Source organism: Pseudomonas sp. Root569, from assembly GCF_001427465.1.
Taxonomy (GTDB): Bacteria; Pseudomonadota; Gammaproteobacteria; order Pseudomonadales; family Pseudomonadaceae; genus Aquipseudomonas; species Aquipseudomonas synxantha.
Map to the genome: position 1 here is coordinate 304924 of NZ_LMGQ01000025.1, position 20056 is coordinate 324979.

16 protein-coding genes are annotated in these 20056 nt (G+C 59.7%); all 16 read right to left on the reverse strand.

The window, feature by feature from the left end:
* Window position 1: 1 nt before the first annotated feature.
* The 16 genes from ispD to rseP all read right to left on the reverse strand — a co-directional run bounded on the left by ispD (window position 2) and on the right by rseP (window position 20034).
* On the reverse strand, window positions 2-712 hold the full coding sequence (gene ispD, locus ASD70_RS21760) for a 2-C-methyl-D-erythritol 4-phosphate cytidylyltransferase (RefSeq protein WP_046071296.1): 711 nt from the start codon (window positions 710-712) through the stop codon (window positions 2-4).
* On the reverse strand, window positions 709-987 hold the full coding sequence (gene ftsB, locus ASD70_RS21765; RefSeq protein WP_003189195.1) for a cell division protein FtsB: 279 nt from the start codon (window positions 985-987) through the stop codon (window positions 709-711). Before ftsB ends, ispD begins: the two co-directional genes overlap by 4 nt.
* A gap of 171 nt (window positions 988-1158) precedes the next feature.
* Window positions 1159-2448 carry a phosphopyruvate hydratase gene (eno, locus tag ASD70_RS21770; protein WP_003189193.1) on the reverse strand — a complete coding sequence of 430 codons (1290 nt, stop codon included), beginning with the start codon at window positions 2446-2448 and terminating at the stop codon, window positions 1159-1161.
* 156 nt (window positions 2449-2604) lie between these two features.
* Window positions 2605-3450, reverse strand: coding sequence for a 3-deoxy-8-phosphooctulonate synthase (gene kdsA / locus ASD70_RS21775; protein ID WP_003189190.1), 846 nt, complete (start codon window positions 3448-3450; stop codon window positions 2605-2607).
* Window positions 3451-3455: 5 nt separating this feature from the next.
* Window positions 3456-5087 (reverse strand): CTP synthase, encoded by a 1632-nt coding sequence (locus tag ASD70_RS21780; protein WP_046071295.1) that lies wholly within the window; start codon window positions 5085-5087, stop codon window positions 3456-3458.
* A gap of 273 nt (window positions 5088-5360) precedes the next feature.
* Window positions 5361-6680 carry a tRNA lysidine(34) synthetase TilS gene (tilS, locus tag ASD70_RS21785; protein ID WP_056847432.1) on the reverse strand — a complete coding sequence of 440 codons (1320 nt, stop codon included), beginning with the start codon at window positions 6678-6680 and terminating at the stop codon, window positions 5361-5363.
* A 161-nt stretch (window positions 6681-6841) separates the two neighbouring features.
* Window positions 6842-7789 (reverse strand): acetyl-CoA carboxylase carboxyltransferase subunit alpha, encoded by a 948-nt coding sequence (locus tag ASD70_RS21790; protein WP_003189182.1) that lies wholly within the window; start codon window positions 7787-7789, stop codon window positions 6842-6844.
* A 128-nt stretch (window positions 7790-7917) separates the two neighbouring features.
* Complete coding sequence (gene dnaE / locus ASD70_RS21795; protein ID WP_046071293.1) at window positions 7918-11439, reverse strand: DNA polymerase III subunit alpha; 3522 nt, start codon at window positions 11437-11439, stop codon at window positions 7918-7920.
* 76 nt (window positions 11440-11515) lie between these two features.
* Window positions 11516-12148 carry a ribonuclease HII gene (rnhB, locus tag ASD70_RS21800; RefSeq protein ID WP_046071292.1) on the reverse strand — a complete coding sequence of 211 codons (633 nt, stop codon included), beginning with the start codon at window positions 12146-12148 and terminating at the stop codon, window positions 11516-11518.
* Window positions 12145-13284 (reverse strand): lipid-A-disaccharide synthase, encoded by a 1140-nt coding sequence (gene lpxB, locus ASD70_RS21805; protein WP_056847433.1) that lies wholly within the window; start codon window positions 13282-13284, stop codon window positions 12145-12147. The genes rnhB and lpxB overlap by 4 nt, the downstream gene beginning before the upstream one ends.
* A gap of 2 nt (window positions 13285-13286) precedes the next feature.
* Window positions 13287-14063 carry an acyl-ACP--UDP-N-acetylglucosamine O-acyltransferase gene (gene lpxA, locus ASD70_RS21810; RefSeq protein WP_043049624.1) on the reverse strand — a complete coding sequence of 259 codons (777 nt, stop codon included), beginning with the start codon at window positions 14061-14063 and terminating at the stop codon, window positions 13287-13289.
* A complete protein-coding gene (fabZ, locus tag ASD70_RS21815; RefSeq protein ID WP_034118457.1) occupies window positions 14060-14500 on the reverse strand; it encodes a 3-hydroxyacyl-ACP dehydratase FabZ in 441 nt (146 codons plus the stop codon). Before fabZ ends, lpxA begins: the two co-directional genes overlap by 4 nt.
* A gap of 111 nt (window positions 14501-14611) precedes the next feature.
* Window positions 14612-15667: a UDP-3-O-(3-hydroxymyristoyl)glucosamine N-acyltransferase gene (lpxD, locus tag ASD70_RS21820; RefSeq protein ID WP_046071290.1), complete on the reverse strand. Its 1056-nt coding sequence runs from the start codon at window positions 15665-15667 to the stop codon at window positions 14612-14614.
* Window positions 15668-15670: 3 nt separating this feature from the next.
* Window positions 15671-16174 carry an OmpH family outer membrane protein gene (locus tag ASD70_RS21825; protein WP_003172279.1) on the reverse strand — a complete coding sequence of 168 codons (504 nt, stop codon included), beginning with the start codon at window positions 16172-16174 and terminating at the stop codon, window positions 15671-15673.
* Window positions 16175-16219: 45 nt separating this feature from the next.
* Window positions 16220-18607 (reverse strand): outer membrane protein assembly factor BamA, encoded by a 2388-nt coding sequence (gene bamA, locus ASD70_RS21830; protein ID WP_046071289.1) that lies wholly within the window; start codon window positions 18605-18607, stop codon window positions 16220-16222.
* Between the two features lie 74 nt (window positions 18608-18681).
* A complete protein-coding gene (gene rseP, locus ASD70_RS21835) occupies window positions 18682-20034 on the reverse strand; it encodes a sigma E protease regulator RseP (RefSeq protein WP_046071288.1) in 1353 nt (450 codons plus the stop codon).
* Between the last annotated feature and the right edge of the window lie 22 nt (window positions 20035-20056).

Consider the following 20056-nt stretch of genomic DNA (forward strand, 5'->3'; position numbering starts at 1 on the left):
GTCAGGAGGCCTGATAAGCCCGGCGCTGGCGCAGCCATTCAAGGTCTTCGGGGCGGGTGACCTTGATGTTGTCCGCACGCCCTTCGACCAGCCGCGGCGCCTGGCCGGACCATTCCATGGCCGATGCTTCGTCGGTGATCACGGCGTCTGCTACCAGGCTGTCGGCCAAGGCACGGTGCAAGGCGCCCAGGCGGAACATCTGCGGCGTATAAGCCTGCCAGATCAGGCTGCGGTCGACGGTTTCCACCACGCGGCCATGCTTGTCGACGCGCTTGAGTGTGTCGCGAGCCGGCACCGCCAGCAGACCGCCCACCGGATCATCCGCCAGTTCAGTCAGGAGTTTGTCGAGGTCATCACGGCCCAGGTTGGGCCGCGCGGCGTCGTGCACCAGCACCCAGTCGTCATCGCTGGCACCCAGGGCATTGAGGTGCAGCAGCGCATTAAGCACCGAGCCCGAGCGCTCCGAGCCACCGTCCGCACGCTGGATACGCGGGTCAGTGGCACACGCCAGGGTCGGCCAATAAGGGTCATCCACAGCAAGGCTGACTACCAGGCCCTTGAGCGATGGATGGTCGAGGAAACAGCCGAGGCTGTGTTCGAGAATAGTGCGCCCGCCCAATTGCAGGTATTGCTTGGGACGGTCCGCAGCCATACGGGCACCAACGCCCGCGGCAGGGATCACGGCCCAGAAGGCCGGTAAATCACCGTTCATTGGGCCAACTGGTAGAGGGTCTCGCCCTCCTTGACCATGCCCAACTCATGGCGAGCCCGCTCTTCAACGGTCTCGGTACCTTTCTTCAGCTCAAGCACTTCGGCGTCGAGGACGCGGTTGCGCTCCAGCAGGCGTTCGTTTTCGGCACGCTGGTCGGCAATTTGCTGGGTCAGCTCTTCCACCTGCGCAAAGCTGCCATTACCGACCCATAGGCGGTACTGCAGGCCAGCCAGCAACAAGAGCAAGACGAGGAACAACCAATTGGGACTGCGCATCGAAATCCGGATATCCAGTGAAAAAAGACAGTCATGCAAACCTTTTGCAGCAACTGATAGCACAAAGCCTGGAAAAACCAGGCTTGCGCTTGTCAGTCAGCAGATTAGCGCCGAAATTCACACTTTCGTGAAATTTCCGACGCAACCCGCCGACTTTTTACCATTTACTGCTTAGCCGCGAAACTCGCCGCGACCGTTGTACTTGGCTTTACCTGCCAATTGCTCTTCGATGCGCAGCAATTGGTTGTACTTGGAAACGCGATCGGAACGGCACAGGGAGCCGGTCTTGATCTGGCCCGCCGAAGTGCCCACGGCCAGGTCGGCAATGGTGGAGTCTTCAGTTTCGCCGGAGCGGTGGGAGATCACAGCGGTGTAGCCCGCAGCCTTGGCCATCTGGATGGCTTCCAGGGTTTCGGTCAGGGTGCCGATCTGGTTGAACTTGATCAGGATCGAGTTGGCGATCTTCTTGTCGATGCCCTCTTTCAGGATCTTGGTGTTGGTCACGAACAGGTCGTCGCCCACCAGCTGGATTTTCTCGCCGATCTTGTCGGTGAGGATTTTCCAGCCGTCCCAATCGGACTCGTCCAGGCCGTCTTCGATCGAGATGATCGGGTAGCGCTGGGTCAGGCCCTTGAGGTATTCGGCGAAACCTTCGGAGTTGAACACCTGGCCTTCGCCGGACAGGTTGTACTTGCCATCTTCATAGAACTCGCTGGCAGCGCAGTCCAGAGCCAGGGTTACGTCGGTGCCCAGCTTGTAGCCGGCGTTGGCCACGGCTTCGGAAATGACTTTCAGTGCATCTTCGTTGGAGGCCAGGTTCGGTGCGAAACCACCTTCGTCACCCACGGCAGTGCTCAGGCCACGGGCCTTCAGTACAGCCTTGAGGTGATGGAAAATCTCGGTGCCCATGCGCAGGCCTTCGGAGAAGGACTTGGCGCCCACCGGCTGCACCATGAACTCCTGGATGTCGACGTTGTTATCAGCGTGCTCGCCACCGTTGATGATGTTCATCATCGGCACCGGCATCGAGTAGACGCCCGGGGTACCGTTCAGGTTGGCGATGTGCGCGTACAACGGCAGGTCCTGGTCCTGGGCTGCGGCCTTGGCAGCGGCCAGGGACACGGCGAGGATCGCATTGGCGCCCAGGCTGCCTTTGTTTTCGGTGCCATCGAGCTTGATCATCGCGTGGTCCAGGGCTTTCTGGTCCAGCGGGTCCTTGCCCAGCAACAGGTCACGAATCGGACCGTTGATGTTGGCTACAGCCTTGAGTACACCCTTGCCCAGGTAACGGCTCTTGTCGCCATCACGCAGTTCCAGCGCCTCGCGCGAACCGGTGGAGGCACCGGACGGTGCGCAGGCGCTGCCGATGATGCCGTTATCGAGAAGCACGTCGGCTTCGACGGTGGGGTTGCCACGGGAGTCGAGAACTTCACGACCTTTGATGTCGACGATTTTTGCCATTGTTGTAAACACTCCAAAGTTGACGAAAACGACGCAGCTGAAGGGAATCTTTGACCGACCGCAAGGGTGGAACAACGGGGCAGGCTTGCAGAGGGCAAGGCCCAGGCCCGTGGGCCTGAGCGTAAAGCGTGGGAAATTCTACCGGAGAAATGGCAGTTACGCGGTCTCTACCGTCGGAAAACTCTTGACCAGCTCGTCCAACTGCTTGAGTTGGGCCAGGAATGGCTCCAGCTTGTCCAGGCGCAGGGCGCATGGGCCATCGCATTTGGCGTTGTCCGGATCCGGGTGGGCTTCAAGGAACAGGCCGGCCAGGGACTGGCTCATGCCCGCCTTGGCCAGGTCGGTGACCTGGGCACGGCGCCCGCCGGCTGAGTCCGAGCGACCACCAGGCATTTGCAGCGCGTGGGTCACGTCGAAGAATACCGGGTATTCGAACTGCTTCATGATGCCGAAACCGAGCATGTCCACCACGAGGTTGTTGTAGCCGAAGCTCGAACCACGCTCGCACAGGATCAACTGGTCGTTACCCGCTTCCACGCACTTGCTCAGGATATGTTTCATTTCCTGGGGCGCGAGGAACTGCGCTTTCTTGATATTGATCACAGCGCCGGTCTTGGCCATCGCGACCACAAGGTCGGTCTGGCGCGACAGGAAGGCCGGCAACTGGATGATGTCGCACACCTCGGCGACCACGGCAGCCTGCTCAGGCTCGTGGACGTCGGTGATGATCGGCACGCCGAAGGCTTGCTTGATGTCCTGGAAGATCCGCATGCCTTCTTCAAGGCCGGGGCCGCGATAGGAGGTCACGGACGAACGGTTGGCCTTGTCGAAGCTGGCCTTGAACACATAAGGAATACCCAGTTTCTGGGTAACCCGCACGTACTCTTCACAGACCTGCATCGCCATGTCGCGGCTTTCCAGTACGTTCATGCCGCCGAACAGCACCATGGGCTTGTCGTTGGCAATCTCGATGTCGCCAACGCGAATGATCTTCTGGGCCATCAGGTTTACGCCTTCTTCTGATGTTGCGTCAGTGCTGCTTTGACGAAACCGCTGAACAACGGGTGACCGTCGCGCGGCGTCGAGGTGAACTCAGGGTGGAACTGGCAGGCCACGAACCACGGATGATCCGGCGCCTCGACCACTTCAACCAGCTTGCCATCACCGGAGCGACCGGAAATTTTCAGGCCCGCCTCTTTGATCTGCGGCAGCAGGTTGTTGTTCACTTCATAGCGGTGACGGTGACGCTCGACGATCACGTCCTTGCCGTAGCAGTCGTGCACCAGGGAACCTGCTTCCAGCAGGCAATCCTGTGCGCCAAGGCGCATGGTGCCGCCCAGGTCGGAGCTTTCGGTGCGGGTTTCAACCGCGCCGGTGGCGTCTTCCCATTCGGTGATCAGGCCCACGACCGGGTGGCCGCTGCTGTGATCGAACTCGGTGGAGTTGGCGTCTTTCCAGCCCAGCACGTTACGGGCGAACTCGATGACGGCCACTTGCATGCCCAGGCAGATGCCCAGGTACGGCACCTTGTTCTCACGGGCATATTGCACCGCAGTGATCTTGCCTTCCACGCCGCGCAGGCCGAAACCGCCGGGAACCAGGATCGCGTCGACACCTTCGAGCAGCGCGGTGCCCTGATTCTCGATGTCTTCGGAATCGATGTAGCGCAGGTTGACCTTGGTACGGTTACTGATGCCGGCATGGCTCATCGCTTCGATCAGCGACTTGTACGCATCCAGCAACTCCATGTACTTGCCGACCATGGCGATGGTGACTTCATGCTCAGGGTTGAGCTTGGCGTCGACCACGGCTTCCCACTCGGACAGGTCCGCGCCATTGCACTGCAGGCCGAAACGCTCGACCACAAAATCATCCAGGCCCTGTGAATGCAGGATGCCCGGGATCTTGTAGATGGTGTCGGCGTCTTCGAGGGCGATCACCGCACGTTCTTCAACGTTGGTGAATTGCGCGATCTTGCGGCGCGAGGAAATGTCGATCGGGTGATCGGAGCGGCACACCAGCACGTCAGGCTGCAGGCCGATGGAACGCAGTTCCTTGACCGAGTGCTGGGTGGGCTTGGTCTTGGTTTCGCCGGCGGTGGCGATGTACGGCACCAGTGTCAGGTGCATCAGCATCGCGCGCTTGGCGCCAACTTCGAAACGCAACTGGCGGATGGCTTCGAGGAACGGTTGGGATTCGATGTCACCCACGGTGCCACCGATCTCGACCATCGCCACGTCGGCATCGCCTGCACCCTTGATGATGCGGCGCTTGATTTCGTCGGTGATGTGCGGGATCACCTGGATGGTTGCACCCAGGTAGTCACCACGGCGCTCCTTGCGCAGCACGTGCTCGTAGACACGGCCGGTGGTGAAGTTGTTGTTCTGGGTCATGGTCGTGCGGATGAACCGCTCGTAGTGGCCCAGGTCCAGGTCGGTCTCGGCGCCGTCGTGGGTGACGAACACTTCACCGTGCTGGAACGGGCTCATGGTGCCCGGGTCAACGTTGATGTACGGGTCCAGCTTGAGCATGGTGACCTTAAGTCCCCGCGCCTCCAGGATGGCCGCCAATGAAGCGGAGGCAATGCCTTTCCCCAATGAAGAAACAACACCGCCCGTGACGAATATGTAGCGCGTCATGAAAAACCCTAGAAGTCTGCGTTAAAGCGGTCCGAGCCGCCGGGGAAAGCGAAGGAAGGCCGAAGCCCCCGATCACCTGCATTAATCACAGTGCACCTTTCAAAAAAACCGCCGCGTTGTGACAGACCAGCAATGGAACACCGGTACGTTGATCGCTACACATTTTTTGGAATCGCCCAGCAAAGACTGCTTGGTAATCGGCAACTGCTGCGATTCAGTCGAATCCACAGAAGTTGTATCAAGAAGGGAGCGTAGTCTACCGGAAAGGCTCTATCAGCTCAAACCTTGATCGCAGGTCTGTGGCAACCAATGTAATTGCCAGTCATCCAGCGGGCTGGCCCACAGCCCCGCAAGCGTCGGCACAGCCAGCAATTGCTCGCCCCGATGGACCAGCGGCAATCTGCCACGGACGAAGCCCGGCATACCACTTTCATTCAGCAGGCGCTTAAGATCACGCCGGCCTCGACCTGGCACTTCGACGATTTCGCCACCCTGGCGATAACGAATCGACAAAGGGCCCTCGGGAGCCTTGCCGACAAATATCAGTTGGCCGTTCCCGGGTAACTCTAGTGGATTTCGCGGATCGGGCCAGCTCACCGACACGTCGGAAAATTCCGACCAAATGGAAGGCAGCCACCAAATGCGTTCGCCGCAACGATGAAGCTGACCGTCCGCCAGGCGCCATAACGGCTGCGCGTCCACCTTGGCATCGCGCAGGGCGTACCAGCTGGCCCAGTGGTGACTGTCGGGCAGTCGAGTCAGGGGATTCAGCCAATGACGCAAGGCATTGCGCTGGCGCGCATCGGAAAGCTTGCGTAACGGAGCAAGGGCCAGGGAGGGCAAAGGCAACCAGGGAAACGCTGAAGGCTGATCGGCGACGATCAGATCCATGTGCGCCAGCTCATCGAGCAGGCCCTGGGCTTCACTCAGGTGCTCGGCAGTGCGGGCCAGGCTCAAGGCTGCCTGTGGCCAGCGTTGGGTCAGCGCTGGAAAGACCTGATGGCGCAGGTAATTGCGCGAGAACCGTGGATCGGCATTCGAAGGGTCTTCAATCCACTTCAATTGGTGTTCGTGGGCGTAGGCTTCCAGCACTCCGCGGGAAACCGCCAGCAATGGCCGCACCACGTACCCCGTCGCCAACCGGCGACACTCGGGCATTGCCGCCAACCCACGCACTCCGGCGCCGCGCAACAGGCGCAACAGCAGGGTTTCGGCCTGATCGTCGCGATGCTGGGCGGTGAGCAGCACCTCCCCTGCCCCGATCACTTCGGTAAACGCCTGGTAACGTGCGTTACGCGCGGCCCGCTCCAGGCTGGCACCGGGTTGCACCTGTACACGCAATACCTGCAAAGGTATGCCCAGGCTGTCACATAACTCGTGGCAATGACTGGGCCAGGCGTCAGCGGCCGTTTGCAGGCCATGATGGACATGCACAGCGCTGAGGGGCGGCAGGTTTTCGGTGTTTGCCAGGGAGGCCAGAAGGTGCAGCAGGACGGTGGAATCGAGGCCACCGGAGAATGCGATATGCCAGGCGGGGGCATTGCGCCAGGGGGCCAGGGTTTTCAGGAGTCTGGCGGGTAGAGCCGGTTTCATCAGATGTCACCGCCACAAATCTGGAATACGTAGGCTGAGCATACACAAAGCAAATGTGGGAGGGGGCTTGCCCCCGATAGCGGTGGATCAGTCAGCAGATACAGTGACTGACACCCAGCAATCGGGAGCAAGCCCCCTCCCACATTAGTACTGCTGCGACTTTAGAGACCGTAGCTCATAAGGCGTTCGTAACGACGGGCCAGCAGCGCTTCGTTATCCAGCTTCTTGAGCATCGCCAATTGCGAGCCCAGTTCAGCACGGATGGTCGCGGCGGCCGCAGCCGGGTCGCGGTGAGCGCCGCCCAGTGGCTCGGCAATGACTTTATCCACAATCCCCAGGCCCTTGAGGCGATCAGCGGTGATGCCCATGGCTTCAGCCGCATCCGGCGCCTTCTCTGCGGTTTTCCACAGGATCGAGGCGCAACCTTCCGGTGAGATCACCGCGTAGGTCGAGTATTGCAGCATGTTCAGCTGGTCGCAGACGCCGATGGCCAGTGCACCGCCGGACCCACCCTCACCGATCACGGTGGCGATGATCGGGGTTTTCAGGCGCGCCATGACCCGCAGGTTCCAGGCAATCGCTTCGCTCTGGTTACGCTCCTCGGCATCGATACCCGGGTAGGCGCCCGGGGTGTCGATGAAAGTCAGGATCGGCATCTTGAAGCGCTCGGCCATTTCCATCAGGCGGCACGCCTTGCGGTAGCCTTCCGGGCGCGGCATGCCGAAGTTGCGGCGCACCTTCTCGCGCACTTCACGGCCTTTCTGGTGACCGATCACCATCACTGGCTGGTCGTCCAGGCGAGCGATACCGCCTACGATGGCTGCGTCATCGGAAAAATGTCGGTCGCCGTGCAGCTCGTCGAACTCGGTGAAGATGTGCTCGATGTAGTCCAGGGTGTACGGACGGCGCGGGTGGCGAGCCAGGCGCGCGATCTGCCAGCTGGTCAGCTTGCCGAAAATGTCTTCGGTGAGCGTGCTGCTCTTGTCTTGCAGGCGAGCGATCTCATCGCCGATATTCAGCGAATTGTCATTGCCGACCAGGCGCAGCTCTTCGATCTTGGCTTGCAGGTCAGCGATCGGCTGTTCGAAATCAAGAAAATTCGGGTTCATAAGCGTCCGTCTTGGGTCGACGGCCAAGGGGTGCCTGGCCAGCCGGTTGTCTATTCGCGCCCTACCTTAAGGGAGAGGCGCGTTTAGGTCGAGATTAAATGTTCAGCCGAGGTCAGGGGTACTGACCGTCAACGGTATTGGAGGAAGACGTTGTCTCGCCCGAACTGGTCACGCAAAGCTTGAATCAAGCCATCGGCGGGATCAATTCGCCACGTCTCGCCAAACTGCAACATGGCCTTGGCGTCATTGCCGGTGTACTCCATGGTCACCGGGCAAGCGCCACGGTGGCGTTTGAGCAGGTCACCCAACCAGCGTAGCTGATCGCCCTTGAGCGCTTCGGTCTTGACCTTCAAGCGCAGGCTTTCGGCGAGGTTGGTACGGGCATCTTCCATGCTCATCACCCGCTTGATACGCAGGCGCAGGCCGCCGGAGAAGTCGTCGTTGCTGACCTCCCCTTCCACTACCACCATGGCGTCGGTCTGCAGCAGCGACTGGGCGGAGTGGAAGGCGTCGGCAAACAGCGACGCCTCGATACGGCCCGAGCGGTCGTCCAGGGTGATAAAGCCCATCTTGTCGCCCTTCTTATTTTTCATCACCCGCAGGGCGATGATCATGCCGGCGACGGTCTGGGTATCGCGCGCCGGTTTCAGGTCGATGATGCGCTGGCGGGCGAAACGTCGGATCTCGCCTTCGTACTCGTCAATCGGGTGACCGGTGAGGTACAGGCCCAAGGTATCTTTCTCACCCTTGAGACGCTCCTTGAGGGTCAGCTCCTTGGCCTTGCGATGGTTGGCGTAGACATCAGCATCTTCTTCGACAAACAGCCCGCCAAACAGGTCGGCGTGACCGCTGTCATGGGTACGTGCGGTCTGTTCGGCAGCCTTGATCGCCTCTTCCATGGCGGTGAGCAGCACCGCGCGGTTGCGGTCGATATTGGCCTGGTAAGCCTTCGGCTCATCATGGAAATACGGGCCGAGCCGGTCGAGTGCGCCGCTGCGGATCAAGCCATCGAGGGTGCGTTTGTTGATGCGCTTGAGGTCAACCCGTGCGCAAAAATCGAACAGGTCCTTGAACGGCCCGTCCTGGCGCGCCTCAGTGATGGCTTCCACCGGGCCTTCGCCCACGCCCTTGATCGCGCCGAGGCCATAAATGATGCGGCCTTCGTCATTCACCGTGAACTTGAACTCCGAGGCGTTCACGTCCGGCGCGTCGAGGCGCAGCTTCATGGTGCGCACTTCCTCGATCAAGGTCACGACCTTGTCGGTGTTGTGCATATCCGCCGAGAGTACTGCTGCCATGAACGGCGCTGGATAGTGGGCTTTCAGCCAGGCGGTCTGGTACGACACCAGACCGTAGGCGGCGGAGTGGGATTTGTTGAAGCCATAACCGGCGAACTTCTCCACCAGATCGAAGATGTTACCCGCCAGGTCGGCGTCGATATTGTTAGTTGCGCAGCCTTCAATGAAACCGCCACGCTGCTTGGCCATTTCCTCGGGCTTTTTCTTACCCATGGCGCGACGCAGCATGTCCGCACCACCTAGGGTGTAGCCCGCCATCACCTGGGCGATCTGCATCACCTGTTCCTGGTACAGGATGATGCCGTAGGTCGGCGCCAATACGGGCTTGAGGCCCTCGTACTGGTAGTCGGAGTGCGGATACGCCAGTTCGGCGCGGCCGTGCTTACGGTTGATGAAGTCATCCACCATGCCCGATTGCAGCGGGCCCGGACGGAACAGGGCCACCAGTGCGATCAAGTCTTCCAGGCAGTCGGGCTTGAGCTTTTTGATCAGCTCCTTCATGCCCCGGGATTCAAGCTGGAACACCGCCGTGGTTTCGGCTTTTTGCAACAGGCTGTAGGTCGGCTTGTCGTCCAGCGGGATAAACGCGATGTCCAGCGGTTCTTCGCCGACCTTGGCACGGTCGCGGTTGATGGTCTTGAGCGCCCAGTCGATGATGGTCAGGGTGCGCAGGCCGAGGAAGTCGAACTTCACCAGGCCGGCCGCCTCCACGTCATCCTTGTCGAACTGGGTCACCAGGCCGTCGCCTTCTTCATCGCAATAGATCGGCGAAAAGTCGGTCAGCTTGGTCGGCGCGATCACCACACCACCGGCGTGCTTACCGACGTTACGCACCACGCCTTCAAGCTTGCGCGCCATCTCCCAGATTTCCGCGGCTTCTTCATCGACCTTGATGAAGTCGCGCAGGATCTCTTCCTGTTCGTAGGCTTTTTCCAGGGTCATGCCGACTTCGAACGGGATCATCTTCGACAGGCGATCCGCCAAACCGTAGGACTTGCCTTGCACCCGCGCCACGTCACGGATTACCGCCTTGGCGGCCATGGAACCGAAGGTGATGATCTGGCTTACCGCGTTGCGGCCGTATTTCTCGGCCACGTACTCGATGACCCGGTCGCGACCGTCCATGCAGAAGTCGACATCGAAGTCGGGCATGGATACCCGTTCCGGGTTCAGGAACCGTTCGAACAGCAGGTCATATTCCAGCGGGTCGAGGTCGGTAATCTTCTGCACATAGGCCACCAGGGAGCCAGCACCTGACCCCCGGCCCGGACCGACCGGCACGCCGTTGTTCTTGGCCCACTGGATAAAGTCCATCACGATCAGGAAGTAGCCCGGGAACCCCATCTGGATGATGATATCCAGCTCGAAATTCAACCGGTCGACATACACCTGACGCTTGGCTTCATAGTCTTCGGTGGTGTCTTTGGGCAGCAGCACGCTGAGGCGCTCCTCCAGGCCATCGAACGACACCTTGCGGAAGTACTCATCGATGGTCATGCCATCGGGAATCGGGAAGTTGGGCAGGAAGTGCTTGCCCAGCTTCACTTCAATGTTGCAGCGTTTGGCGATCTCGACGGAGTTTTCCAGGGCCTCGGGCAAATCGCTGAACAACTCCGCCATTTCTTCGGCGCTTTTGAGGTACTGCTCTTCGCTGTAGTTTTTCGAGCGGCGCGGGTCATCCAGGGCCCGACCTTCGCCGATGCACACGCGGGTTTCGTGGGCCTCGAAATCTTCTTTCTTGATAAAGCGCACATCGTTGGTCGCCACCAGCGGCGCGCCCAGCTTGTCGGCCAGGGCCACGGCGGCGTGCAGGTGCTCTTCATCATTGGGGCGGTTGGTACGTTGGACTTCCAGGTAGAAGCGGTCCGGAAAAACCTGCATCCATTCGCGGGCCAGCACTTCGGCTTCCTGGGGATTACCGCCCAGCAGCGCGATACCGATTTCACCTTCCTTGGCCGCCGAGAGCATGATCACGCCTTCGCTGGCTTCGGCCACCCACTCGCGCTCGATAATAATCGAGCCGTTGCGCTGGCCGTCGATAAAACCACGGGAAATCAGTTCGGTAAGGTTGCGATAACCCACGCCGTTCATCGCCAGCAGGCTGATGCGGCTAAGGGGGTTATCCGGGTCTTTGTTGGACAGCCACAGGTCGACACCGCAGATCGGCTTGATGCCGGCGCCCATGGCATTCTTGTAGAACTTGACCAGGGAGCACATGTTGTTCTGATCGGTAACCGCCACCGCAGGCATGTTCATGCCCACCAGGGTTTTGACCAGTGGCTTGATCCGTACCAGGCCGTCGACCAGGGAGTATTCAGTGTGCAGGCGCAGGTGAACGAATGAAGCCGGCATAGTGATCCTGTCTTGATACATGAAAACAACAAGGCCCGGATTGTACCGGGCCTTGGTAAAAACATCAGCCTTGCCGCTAAACCTCGATCAGGCTCTCACGCGCCTCATAAGCCTGGCGCACCGGGGCAAAGGAGCGACGATGGATAGGCGTTGGGCCGAGGCGGGCCAGGGCTTCCAGATGAACGGGTGTCGGATAGCCCTTATGCCCACCCATGCCATAGCCGGGGTAGATCAAATCGAACGCAGCCATTTCGCGATCACGACTGACCTTGGCCAGGATCGACGCCGCAGCAATGGCCGGAACCTTGCCATCGCCCTGGACCACGGCTTCAGCGCGCATCGCCAGTTTCGGGCAACGATTGCCGTCGATCATCGCCAATTTCGGGGTGATATGCAGGCCTTCCACCGCACGCTGCATGGCCAGCATAGTAGCGTGCAGGATGTTCAATTCGTCGATTTCTTCTACTTCTGCCCGGGCAATATGCCAGCTCAGGGCTTTCTCACAGATCTCGTCGAAGAGTTTTTCACGACGGGCTTCAGTGAGTTTTTTCGAATCATTGAGGCCCAGGATCGGACGGTTCGGGTCAAGGATCACCGCCGCCGTGACCACTGCACCGCACAGCGGACCGCGCCCTACTTCGTCAACGCCGGCCACCAGCTCATGGGCTTGGGCAACCAGGCTGAAATCCAGGCCCATTTGCGTGATCATAAGGCTCCCTGTTTTTGGCCGATCAAGGTCAACACGGCGTCGGCCGCCTGGTTCGAGGCATCACGACGCAGGGTACGGTGAATGTCATCGAAACCACGGGTCTGCTCTTCGCCGCCGTCGATCAAGGGTAGTAGAGTTTGCGCAAGCGCCTCAGGCGTTGCATCGTCCTGCAATAACTCCGGCACCAGCAGGCGCTGGGCCAGCAGGTTGGGCAGAGAGATGTAGGGGCTCTTGACCATGCGCTTGAGGATCCAGAAGGTCAGCGGCGCCAGGCGATAGGCTACGACCATGGGGCGCTTGTACAGCAAGGCCTCCAGGGTGGCAGTACCCGACGCGATCAGCACGGCATCGCAGGCTGCCAGGGCCAGGTGGGACTGGCCGTCGAGCAGGGTCAGCGGCAGGTCGCGGCCTTCCAGCAAGGTTTCGATCTGCGCGCGACGTTGCGGGCTGGCGCATGGCAATACAAAACGAACGCCCGGTTTTTGCGCTTGCAGACGTTCGGCGGCGTCAAAAAACAGCGCACCCAAGCGCCCGACCTCACCGCCACGACTGCCCGGCATCAACGCCACCAATGGGCCATCGGGCAAGCCCAATGCGGCACGCGCCGCAGCACGGTCAGCGTGCAGGGGGATGGCATCTGCCAAGGTATGACCGACAAAACGCACCGGCACGCCCTGCTCTTCGTAGAACCGCGCCTCGAATGGCAACAGGGTCAACATCAGGTCGCAGCCTTCACGGATCCTCAACACGCGCTTCTGTCGCCACGCCCACACGGACGGGCTGACGTAGTGCACGGTCTTGATTCCAGCCTGACGCAGCTTGAGTTCGATATTGAGGGTGAAATCCGGCGCATCGATACCGATAAACACATCGGGCTTTTCTTCGATGAGTGTCTTGACCAGCAGTTTGCGACGAGCGAGAAGCTCGCGCAGGCGTCCCAATACCTCCACCAGGCCCATGACCGACAGACGCTCCATGGGAAAATAGGAGGCAAGACCTTCGGCCTGCATCAAGGGGCCACCCACCCCGATAAATTCCACCGCGGGATGCTGGGCCTTGAGGGCACGCATCAGGCCAGCACCCAGGATATCGCCGGAAGCTTCACCGGCCACTAGCGCAATACGCAGGTTGGCCATGATCAGCGGGTGATGCCGCGAGTCGACGCCTGGATCGAGTCACGGAACACCGCGACTTCCGGGAACAGCGTAGCCGGCTCGGTCAGTTCGGTAAGGGCCTGCTCAACCGTCAATCCTTGGCGGTAAACGGTCTTGTAGGCGCGGCGCAGGGCGTGGATCGCATCCTCGCTGAAACCCCGGCGGCGCATGCCTTCGAAGTTCATGCTACGGGCTTCGGCAGGATTGCCGAACACCGTAACGAATGCCGGGACATCCTTGCCGATAGCAGTGCCCATGCCGGAGAAGCTGTGGGCGCCGATATGGCAATACTGATGCACAAGGGTGAATCCGGACAGGATCGCCCAGTCGTCAACGTGCACGTGGCCTGCCAGCGCGGTGTTATTGACCAGGATGCAATGGTTGCCGATCACGCTGTCATGGCCGATATGCGCATAGGCCATGACGAGGTTGTGATCACCCAAGGTGGTTTCGGCACGATCCTGCACAGTCCCGCGGTGAATGGTGACGCCTTCACGGATGATGTTGTGGTCACCGATTACCAGGCGTGTTTCTTCACCCTTGTACTTCATGTCCGGGGTGTCTTCACCTACCGAGGAAAACTGGTAGATACGATTGTGTTTGCCAATGCGGGTCGGACCCTTGAGGATCACGTGCGGCCCGATGACAGTCCCCTCGCCGATTTCCACACCTGCGCCGACGATCGACCAAGGGCCGACCTCAACGTCGGCGGCCAGTACGGCCGACGGATCGATGATTGCGCGAGGGTCAATCAAACTCATAGTTTGCGTTCCGCACAGATGATCTCGGCAGAGCACACTGGCTTGCCATCGACCGAGGCCTGGCATTCGAACTTCCAGATCTGGCGCTTGCAGCTGATGAACTTGGCTTCCAGGATCAACTGGTCACCCGGAGTGACCGGGCTGCGAAAACGCAGTTTGTCGGAACCCACGAAATAGTAAAGCGTGCCATCGGCAGGCTTGAGGTCGAGCATTTTAAAACCAAGGATACCGGCAGCCTGGGCCATCGCCTCGATGATCAACACACCCGGCATGATTGGATGCGCAGGAAAGTGACCGTTGAAGAATGGTTCGTTGATGCTGACATTCTTGTAGGCACGAATGCGCTTTTCCTCGACGTTGAGGTCCACTACACGATCCACCAGCAGGAACGGGTAACGGTGAGGCAGGTATTCGCGAATCTCGTTGATGTCCATCATTTCGGGGGGAAGCCTGTAATAAAGATTGGGGGCGGGCGGACTAAGCGCACGCCCCGCTAGCAAATCAAGGGGGCAGTCTAGCGGCTGTGCACACTTGATATGGAAATGGTATCAGCCTTCTGATGAAGCATTACCGCCAGGGGTCACGTCCCCAACACGCTTTTCCAGCTGTTTGATGCGTCGTGCCATGTCGTCGATCTTCCTCAACCGCGCCGCACTCTTGCGCCATTCAGCCGCAGGTTGCATGGCGGTACCGGAAGAATAGGCACCAGGCTCGGTAATCGAGTGGGTCACCATGGTCATGCCGGTGATGAAGACGTTGTCGCAAATGTCGATATGCCCGACCAGCCCGACACCACCGGCGAGCATGCAATGCTTGCCGATCCTGGTGCTGCCGGAGATGCCCACGCAGGCAGCCATGGCGGTGTGATCGCCAATCTGTACGTTGTGGGCGATCTGGATCTGGTTATCGAGCTTCACGCCGTTGCCGATCACGGTATCGGCCAGGGCCCCGCGATCAACAGCGGTGTTCACGCCGATCTCCACATCGTCGCCGATCAATACGCCGCCGACCTGGGCGATCTTGTGCCAGACACCCTTGGAGTTGGCAAAACCGAACCCTTCACCACCGATCACCGCCCCCGACTGAATGACCACACGCTGACCAATACGCACATCGTGGTAGAGGGTCACACGGGGGGCCAGCCAGCCATCGGCGCCGATTTCGCAGCGCGCACCGATAAAGCAGTGGGCGCCCACGGTCACGCCTGCACCGATACGCGCACCACTCTCGATCACGGCGAACGCACCAATGCTGGCCGCAGGATCAACCTGGGCATCATCGGCGATCACGGCAGACGGATGAATACCGCCAGCCGCTTTCGGCTTGGGATCGAACAGGTGTGACGCCTTGGCGTACGACAGGTACGGGTCGGCCACCACCAGCGCATCCCCGATAAACCCTTCGGCGTCAGCGGCCTTCAGCAACACGGCTGCGGCCTGGCAATCGACCAGGTACTTACGGTATTGGGGGTTTGCGAGGAAGCTCAACTGAGCTGGGCCAGCCTCCTGCAAGGTGGCTAGCCCAGTAATTTCTTTCTCCGGGGAGCCACGCAAGGTGGCTCCCAGGAACTCGGCCAACTCGCCGAGCTTGATAGTCGCAGTCATGGGTTACTTCAGCTGGTTCATGCGCTCGATCACCTGGCGGGTGATGTCGTATTGAGGCTTTACGTCAATCACGGCGCCGCGCTCGAACACCAGGTCGAAGGCACCCTTCTTGATGACTTCTTCCACGGCGCTGTCGAGCTTGGGCTTGAGCTGCTTGAGCATCTCACGGTCAGCCACGGCCTTGGCTTCGTTCAGTTCCTTGGACTGGAACTGGTAGTCACGGGCCTTTTGCTTGAATTCAAGCTCCAGACGCTCGCGCTCGCCTTGCTGCATCTTGTCGCCACCGGCTACCAGGCGATCCTGGATGCCCTTGGCGCTGCTTTCCAACGTCTTGAGCTTGGTCAGTTGCGGACCGAACTTCTTCTCGGCATCCACGGCGTACTTCTTGGCCGCATCGGATTCCAGCAGGGCCATCTGATAGTTCAGCACGGCGATTTTCATTTCGGCGAAGGCCGGGGTGGTTACCAGCACAGTGGCCAGCAGGACCAATTGAGTCAACTTACGCACGATGTACTCCTACAGAATCCGTTGTCGTTATCTTAGGTCAGACGCTTAGAACGTCTGGCCGAGGGAGAATTGGAAAATCTGGGTTTCAGCGTTATCCGGTTTCTTGATCGGCATGGCCAGAGCAAAGCTCAACGGGCCCAGCGCCGTCACCCAGGTCACACCCACGCCCACGGAGCTCGCCAGGTTGCTGAGGCTCACGTCGTTGCATTGGGTGTTGGACCGCGAACCGTTCGGGTTGGTGACTTGTTCACACTTGGAGTCGAACACGTTACCCACGTCCCAGAAGACCGAGGTGCGCAGCGAACGCTGGTCCTTGACGAATGGCAGCGGGAACAGGATCTCTGCACCACCCTGGATCAGCACGTTACCACCGAATGGCAGCGGGTCGTTGTCGTCGTCACGTCGCGTTCCGGCGTTACCGGTTTGTTCAACACCGCGGCTCGGGGTACCACGCGGGCCCAACGTACTGTCCTTGAAGCCACGCACCGAGTTGAAACCACCGGCGTAGTAGTTTTCATAGAACGGCAAGCCATCAGTGGAACCGTAACCGTCGCCATAGCCCAGCTCAGTGTGCAGGCGCATGGTGTAGTTATCGCTCAACGGCTGGAACAGCTGGCCGCGGTAATCGAGCTTGAAGAACGACAGGTCGCTGCCCGGCGTGGTGACTTCTGCAGTCAGGCTTTGGGAATGACCACGGGTTGCCAGCACACCTTTGTTCAGGGTCGACTCGGACCAGCCGGCAGACGCCTTGAAGTTCAGGAACTTGTCGCCTTCACGACGGGTGAAGTCAAAGATCTCGTCCACGGTGTACACACCGGTCTTGATCTCATCCTGTTGCGCAGTGATGCCAAAGGTCAGGCGCGAGGTCTCGCTGATCGGGTAACCGATGTTGGCGCCCACACCCAGGCTGTCGATCGCATAGCTTGCAACGTCAACGTCGAGGTCTTTGTAGTCGGTGGTGCGGTAGAAGGCGTTGTAGCCCAGGCTCACACCGTCAGCAGTCCAGTAGGGGTCGACATAACCGAAGTTATAGCGGCTCTGGTATTCGCTGCGGGTCAGGCCGATGGACACCTTGTTACCGGTACCGAGGAAGTTGTTCTGGGTGATCGAGCCACCGAGGATCAGGCCGGCACTCTGTGCGAAACCGACGCTGGCGGTGATCGAACCCGAGGCTTGTTCTTCAACGGCGTAGTTCACGTCAACCTGGTCATCCACACCCGGTACGGCCGGAGTTTCGACGTTGACTTCCTTGAAGAAGCCCAGGCGCTCAAGACGGGTCTTGGACTGGTCGATCAGGTAGGTCGAAGCCCAGCCACCTTCCATCTGGCGCATCTCACGACGCAGCACTTCGTCGGCAGACTTGGTGTTGCCGCGGAAGTTGATGCGGTTGACGTAGGCACGCTTGCCCGGGTCGACGACGAAGGTGATGTCCACGGTGTGGTCTTCATCATTCGGGGTCGGCACGCCGTTGACGTTGGCGAAGGTATAGCCTTCGTTACCCAGGCGACGAGTGATCAGTTCGGAGGTGGTGGTCATCAGCTTGCGCGAGAACACCTGGTCCTTCTGCACCAGCAGCAGGGACTTGACCTGGTCTTCAGGGACTTTCAGGTCGCCGCTGAGCTTGACGTCACGAACCTTGTACTTCTCGCCTTCGTTGACGTTGACGGTGATATAGACGTGCTTCTTGTCCGGGGTGATGGACACCTGGGTCGAAGCGATGTCCATGTTGATGTAGCCACGGTCCAGGTAGTAGGAGCGCAGGCGTTCCAGGTCACCGGAGAGTTTTTCACGGGCGTACTTGTCATCGTTCTTGAAGAACGACAGCCAGTTGGTGGTCTTGAGTTCGAACAGGTCGACCAGGTCGTCATCAGCGAACTTGGTGTTGCCCACCACGTTGATGTGCTGGATGGCCGCCACGGTGCCTTCGTTGATGTTGACCTTCAGGCCCACACGGTTACGAGGCTGCGGGATTACTTCGGTTTCCACGGTCGCGGAGTAGCGGCCCTGGGCAACGTACTGGCGTTGCAGCTCGTTACGCACACCTTCAAGGGTAGCGCGCTGGAAGATCTCGCCCTCGGCCAGGCCGGATTGCTTGAGGCCCTTCATCAGGTCTTCAGTGGAGATGGCCTTGTTACCCTCGATCGCGATACTGGCGACGGAAGGTCGCTCGACGACCGTGATAACCAGGACGTTGCCTTCGCGACCCAGCTGGATATCTTGAAAGAACCCGGTTTTGAACAGCGCACGAGTGGATTCCACCAGGCGACGATCATCCGCCTGTTCCCCGACGTTCAACGGCAAGGCACCAAAGACGCTACCGGCGGATACCCGCTGGAGGCCGTTGACACGAATATCGGAGATAGTGAAGGACTCGGCGTGAACTTCGGCGATCATCAATACGGTGAGAACCGCAGTTAGCAGCAGACGTTTCATGAAGTCCTTTCTTATTCCAACTGGCAATAAACAAACTGCCGCAAAATGCGGCAGATTCGCAATTCAGCGAAGCGTTACAGTCGTCCCAGATCGTTGACCAGAGCTAACAACATCACTCCGACCACCAAACTGATACCGATCTGTATCCCCCAACCCTGCACCCGATCCGACAAGGGGCGACCACGCACCCACTCGACCAGATAAAACAACAGATGCCCCCCATCCAATACTGGAATGGGCAGCAAATTCAGAACCCCCAGGCTAATACTCAGATAAGCCAGGAAATTCAGGAAATCCGCGACACCCGACTGGGCAGAAGCGCCCGCCACTTTAGCAATGGTTATCGGTCCACTCAAGTTTTTTACCGAGAGCTCACCGAACAACATTTTCTTGAGCGATTCGAGGGTCAGCACGCTCATGGTCCAGGTGCGTTTCGCGCCCTCGCCAATCGCGGCCAAAGGCCCGAAGCTGACCTCTCGTACCATCGATGGCGGCCACTCGACACCTTTGACGCCGGCCCCCAGGTACCCCCCGGCCGCCTTGGCCTCGCCACGAACCGACAAGGTCACAGGCACATCGATTTGAGCACCCTCTCGCTCAACTTTCAGCACGATCCTGGTATCAGGGCGTACACGCACCAGGTCGACCACTTGCTGCCAGTCACCCAGCGCCTGGCCATCGAGGGCCAACAGACGATCACCGGTTTTCAGGCCCGCGGCCTGGGCCGGGCCTTTCGGATCGAGCTCAGCCAGCACCGGCGGCAATGCCGGGCGCCAAGGGCGAATCCCCAGGGATTTGATCGGATCCGGCTCGTCGGCCCCTTTGAGCCAATGATCCAGCGCCAATGCCCGCGGGGTTTCGGCGCTGGAATCCTGGTCACGCACCACCACATTGACGGTGCCGCTTTCACCCAGGCGACGCACCAACTGCAAATTGACCGCGCCCCAACCCGTGGTAGGCTCGCCATCAATGGAAACAATTTCCTGCCCTGCGATGAGGCCCGCCTTGGCCGCGATGCTGTCCGCCTCGACCGCGCCGATGACCGGACGCACCTGCTGGCTGCCCATCATGGCCAGCACCCAGAAGAACACCATCGCCAACAGGAAGTTGGCAATCGGGCCCGCAGCGACAATCGCGATACGCTGACGAACGGTCTTGCGATTGAACGATTGGTCCAACTGATCAGCGGGCACTTCGCCTTCACGCTCATCGAGCATCTTGACGTAGCCACCCAGCGGGATAGCGGCGATCACAAACTCGGTGCCACGGCGATCATGCCAGCGCAACAAAGGCATGCCGAAACCGACGGAAAAGCGCAATACCTTGACGCCGCAACGACGCGCCACCCAAAAGTGGCCAAATTCGTGGAAGGTAACCAGCACACCCAGAGCAACCAGGGTGCCGACAATCATGTAGAGCGCACTCATCTAATTTCTCCGCATTTCAATC

Coding starts and splice junctions, on each gene's coding strand:
- rnhB (WP_046071292.1), bottom strand. CDS start 12,148: ATGATCACGCAAATGGGCCTGGATTTCAGCCTGGTTGCCCAAGCCCAT.
- tilS (WP_056847432.1), bottom strand. CDS start 6,680: ATGAAACCGGCTCTACCCGCCAGACTCCTGAAAACCCTGGCCCCCTGG.
- kdsA (WP_003189190.1), bottom strand. CDS start 3,450: ATGGCCCAGAAGATCATTCGCGTTGGCGACATCGAGATTGCCAACGAC.
- lpxA (WP_043049624.1), bottom strand. CDS start 14,063: ATGAGTTTGATTGACCCTCGCGCAATCATCGATCCGTCGGCCGTACTG.
- rseP (WP_046071288.1), bottom strand. CDS start 20,034: ATGAGTGCGCTCTACATGATTGTCGGCACCCTGGTTGCTCTGGGTGTG.
- ASD70_RS21780 (WP_046071295.1), bottom strand. CDS start 5,087: ATGACGCGCTACATATTCGTCACGGGCGGTGTTGTTTCTTCATTGGGG.
- ispD (WP_046071296.1), bottom strand. CDS start 712: ATGAACGGTGATTTACCGGCCTTCTGGGCCGTGATCCCTGCCGCGGGC.
- lpxB (WP_056847433.1), bottom strand. CDS start 13,284: ATGGCCAACCTGCGTATTGCGCTAGTGGCCGGTGAAGCTTCCGGCGAT.
- bamA (WP_046071289.1), bottom strand. CDS start 18,607: ATGAAACGTCTGCTGCTAACTGCGGTTCTCACCGTATTGATGATCGCC.
- dnaE (WP_046071293.1), bottom strand. CDS start 11,439: ATGCCGGCTTCATTCGTTCACCTGCGCCTGCACACTGAATACTCCCTG.
- fabZ (WP_034118457.1), bottom strand. CDS start 14,500: ATGATGGACATCAACGAGATTCGCGAATACCTGCCTCACCGTTACCCG.
- lpxD (WP_046071290.1), bottom strand. CDS start 15,667: ATGACTGCGACTATCAAGCTCGGCGAGTTGGCCGAGTTCCTGGGAGCC.
- ASD70_RS21790 (WP_003189182.1), bottom strand. CDS start 7,789: ATGAACCCGAATTTTCTTGATTTCGAACAGCCGATCGCTGACCTGCAA.
- eno (WP_003189193.1), bottom strand. CDS start 2,448: ATGGCAAAAATCGTCGACATCAAAGGTCGTGAAGTTCTCGACTCCCGT.
- ftsB (WP_003189195.1), bottom strand. CDS start 987: ATGCGCAGTCCCAATTGGTTGTTCCTCGTCTTGCTCTTGTTGCTGGCT.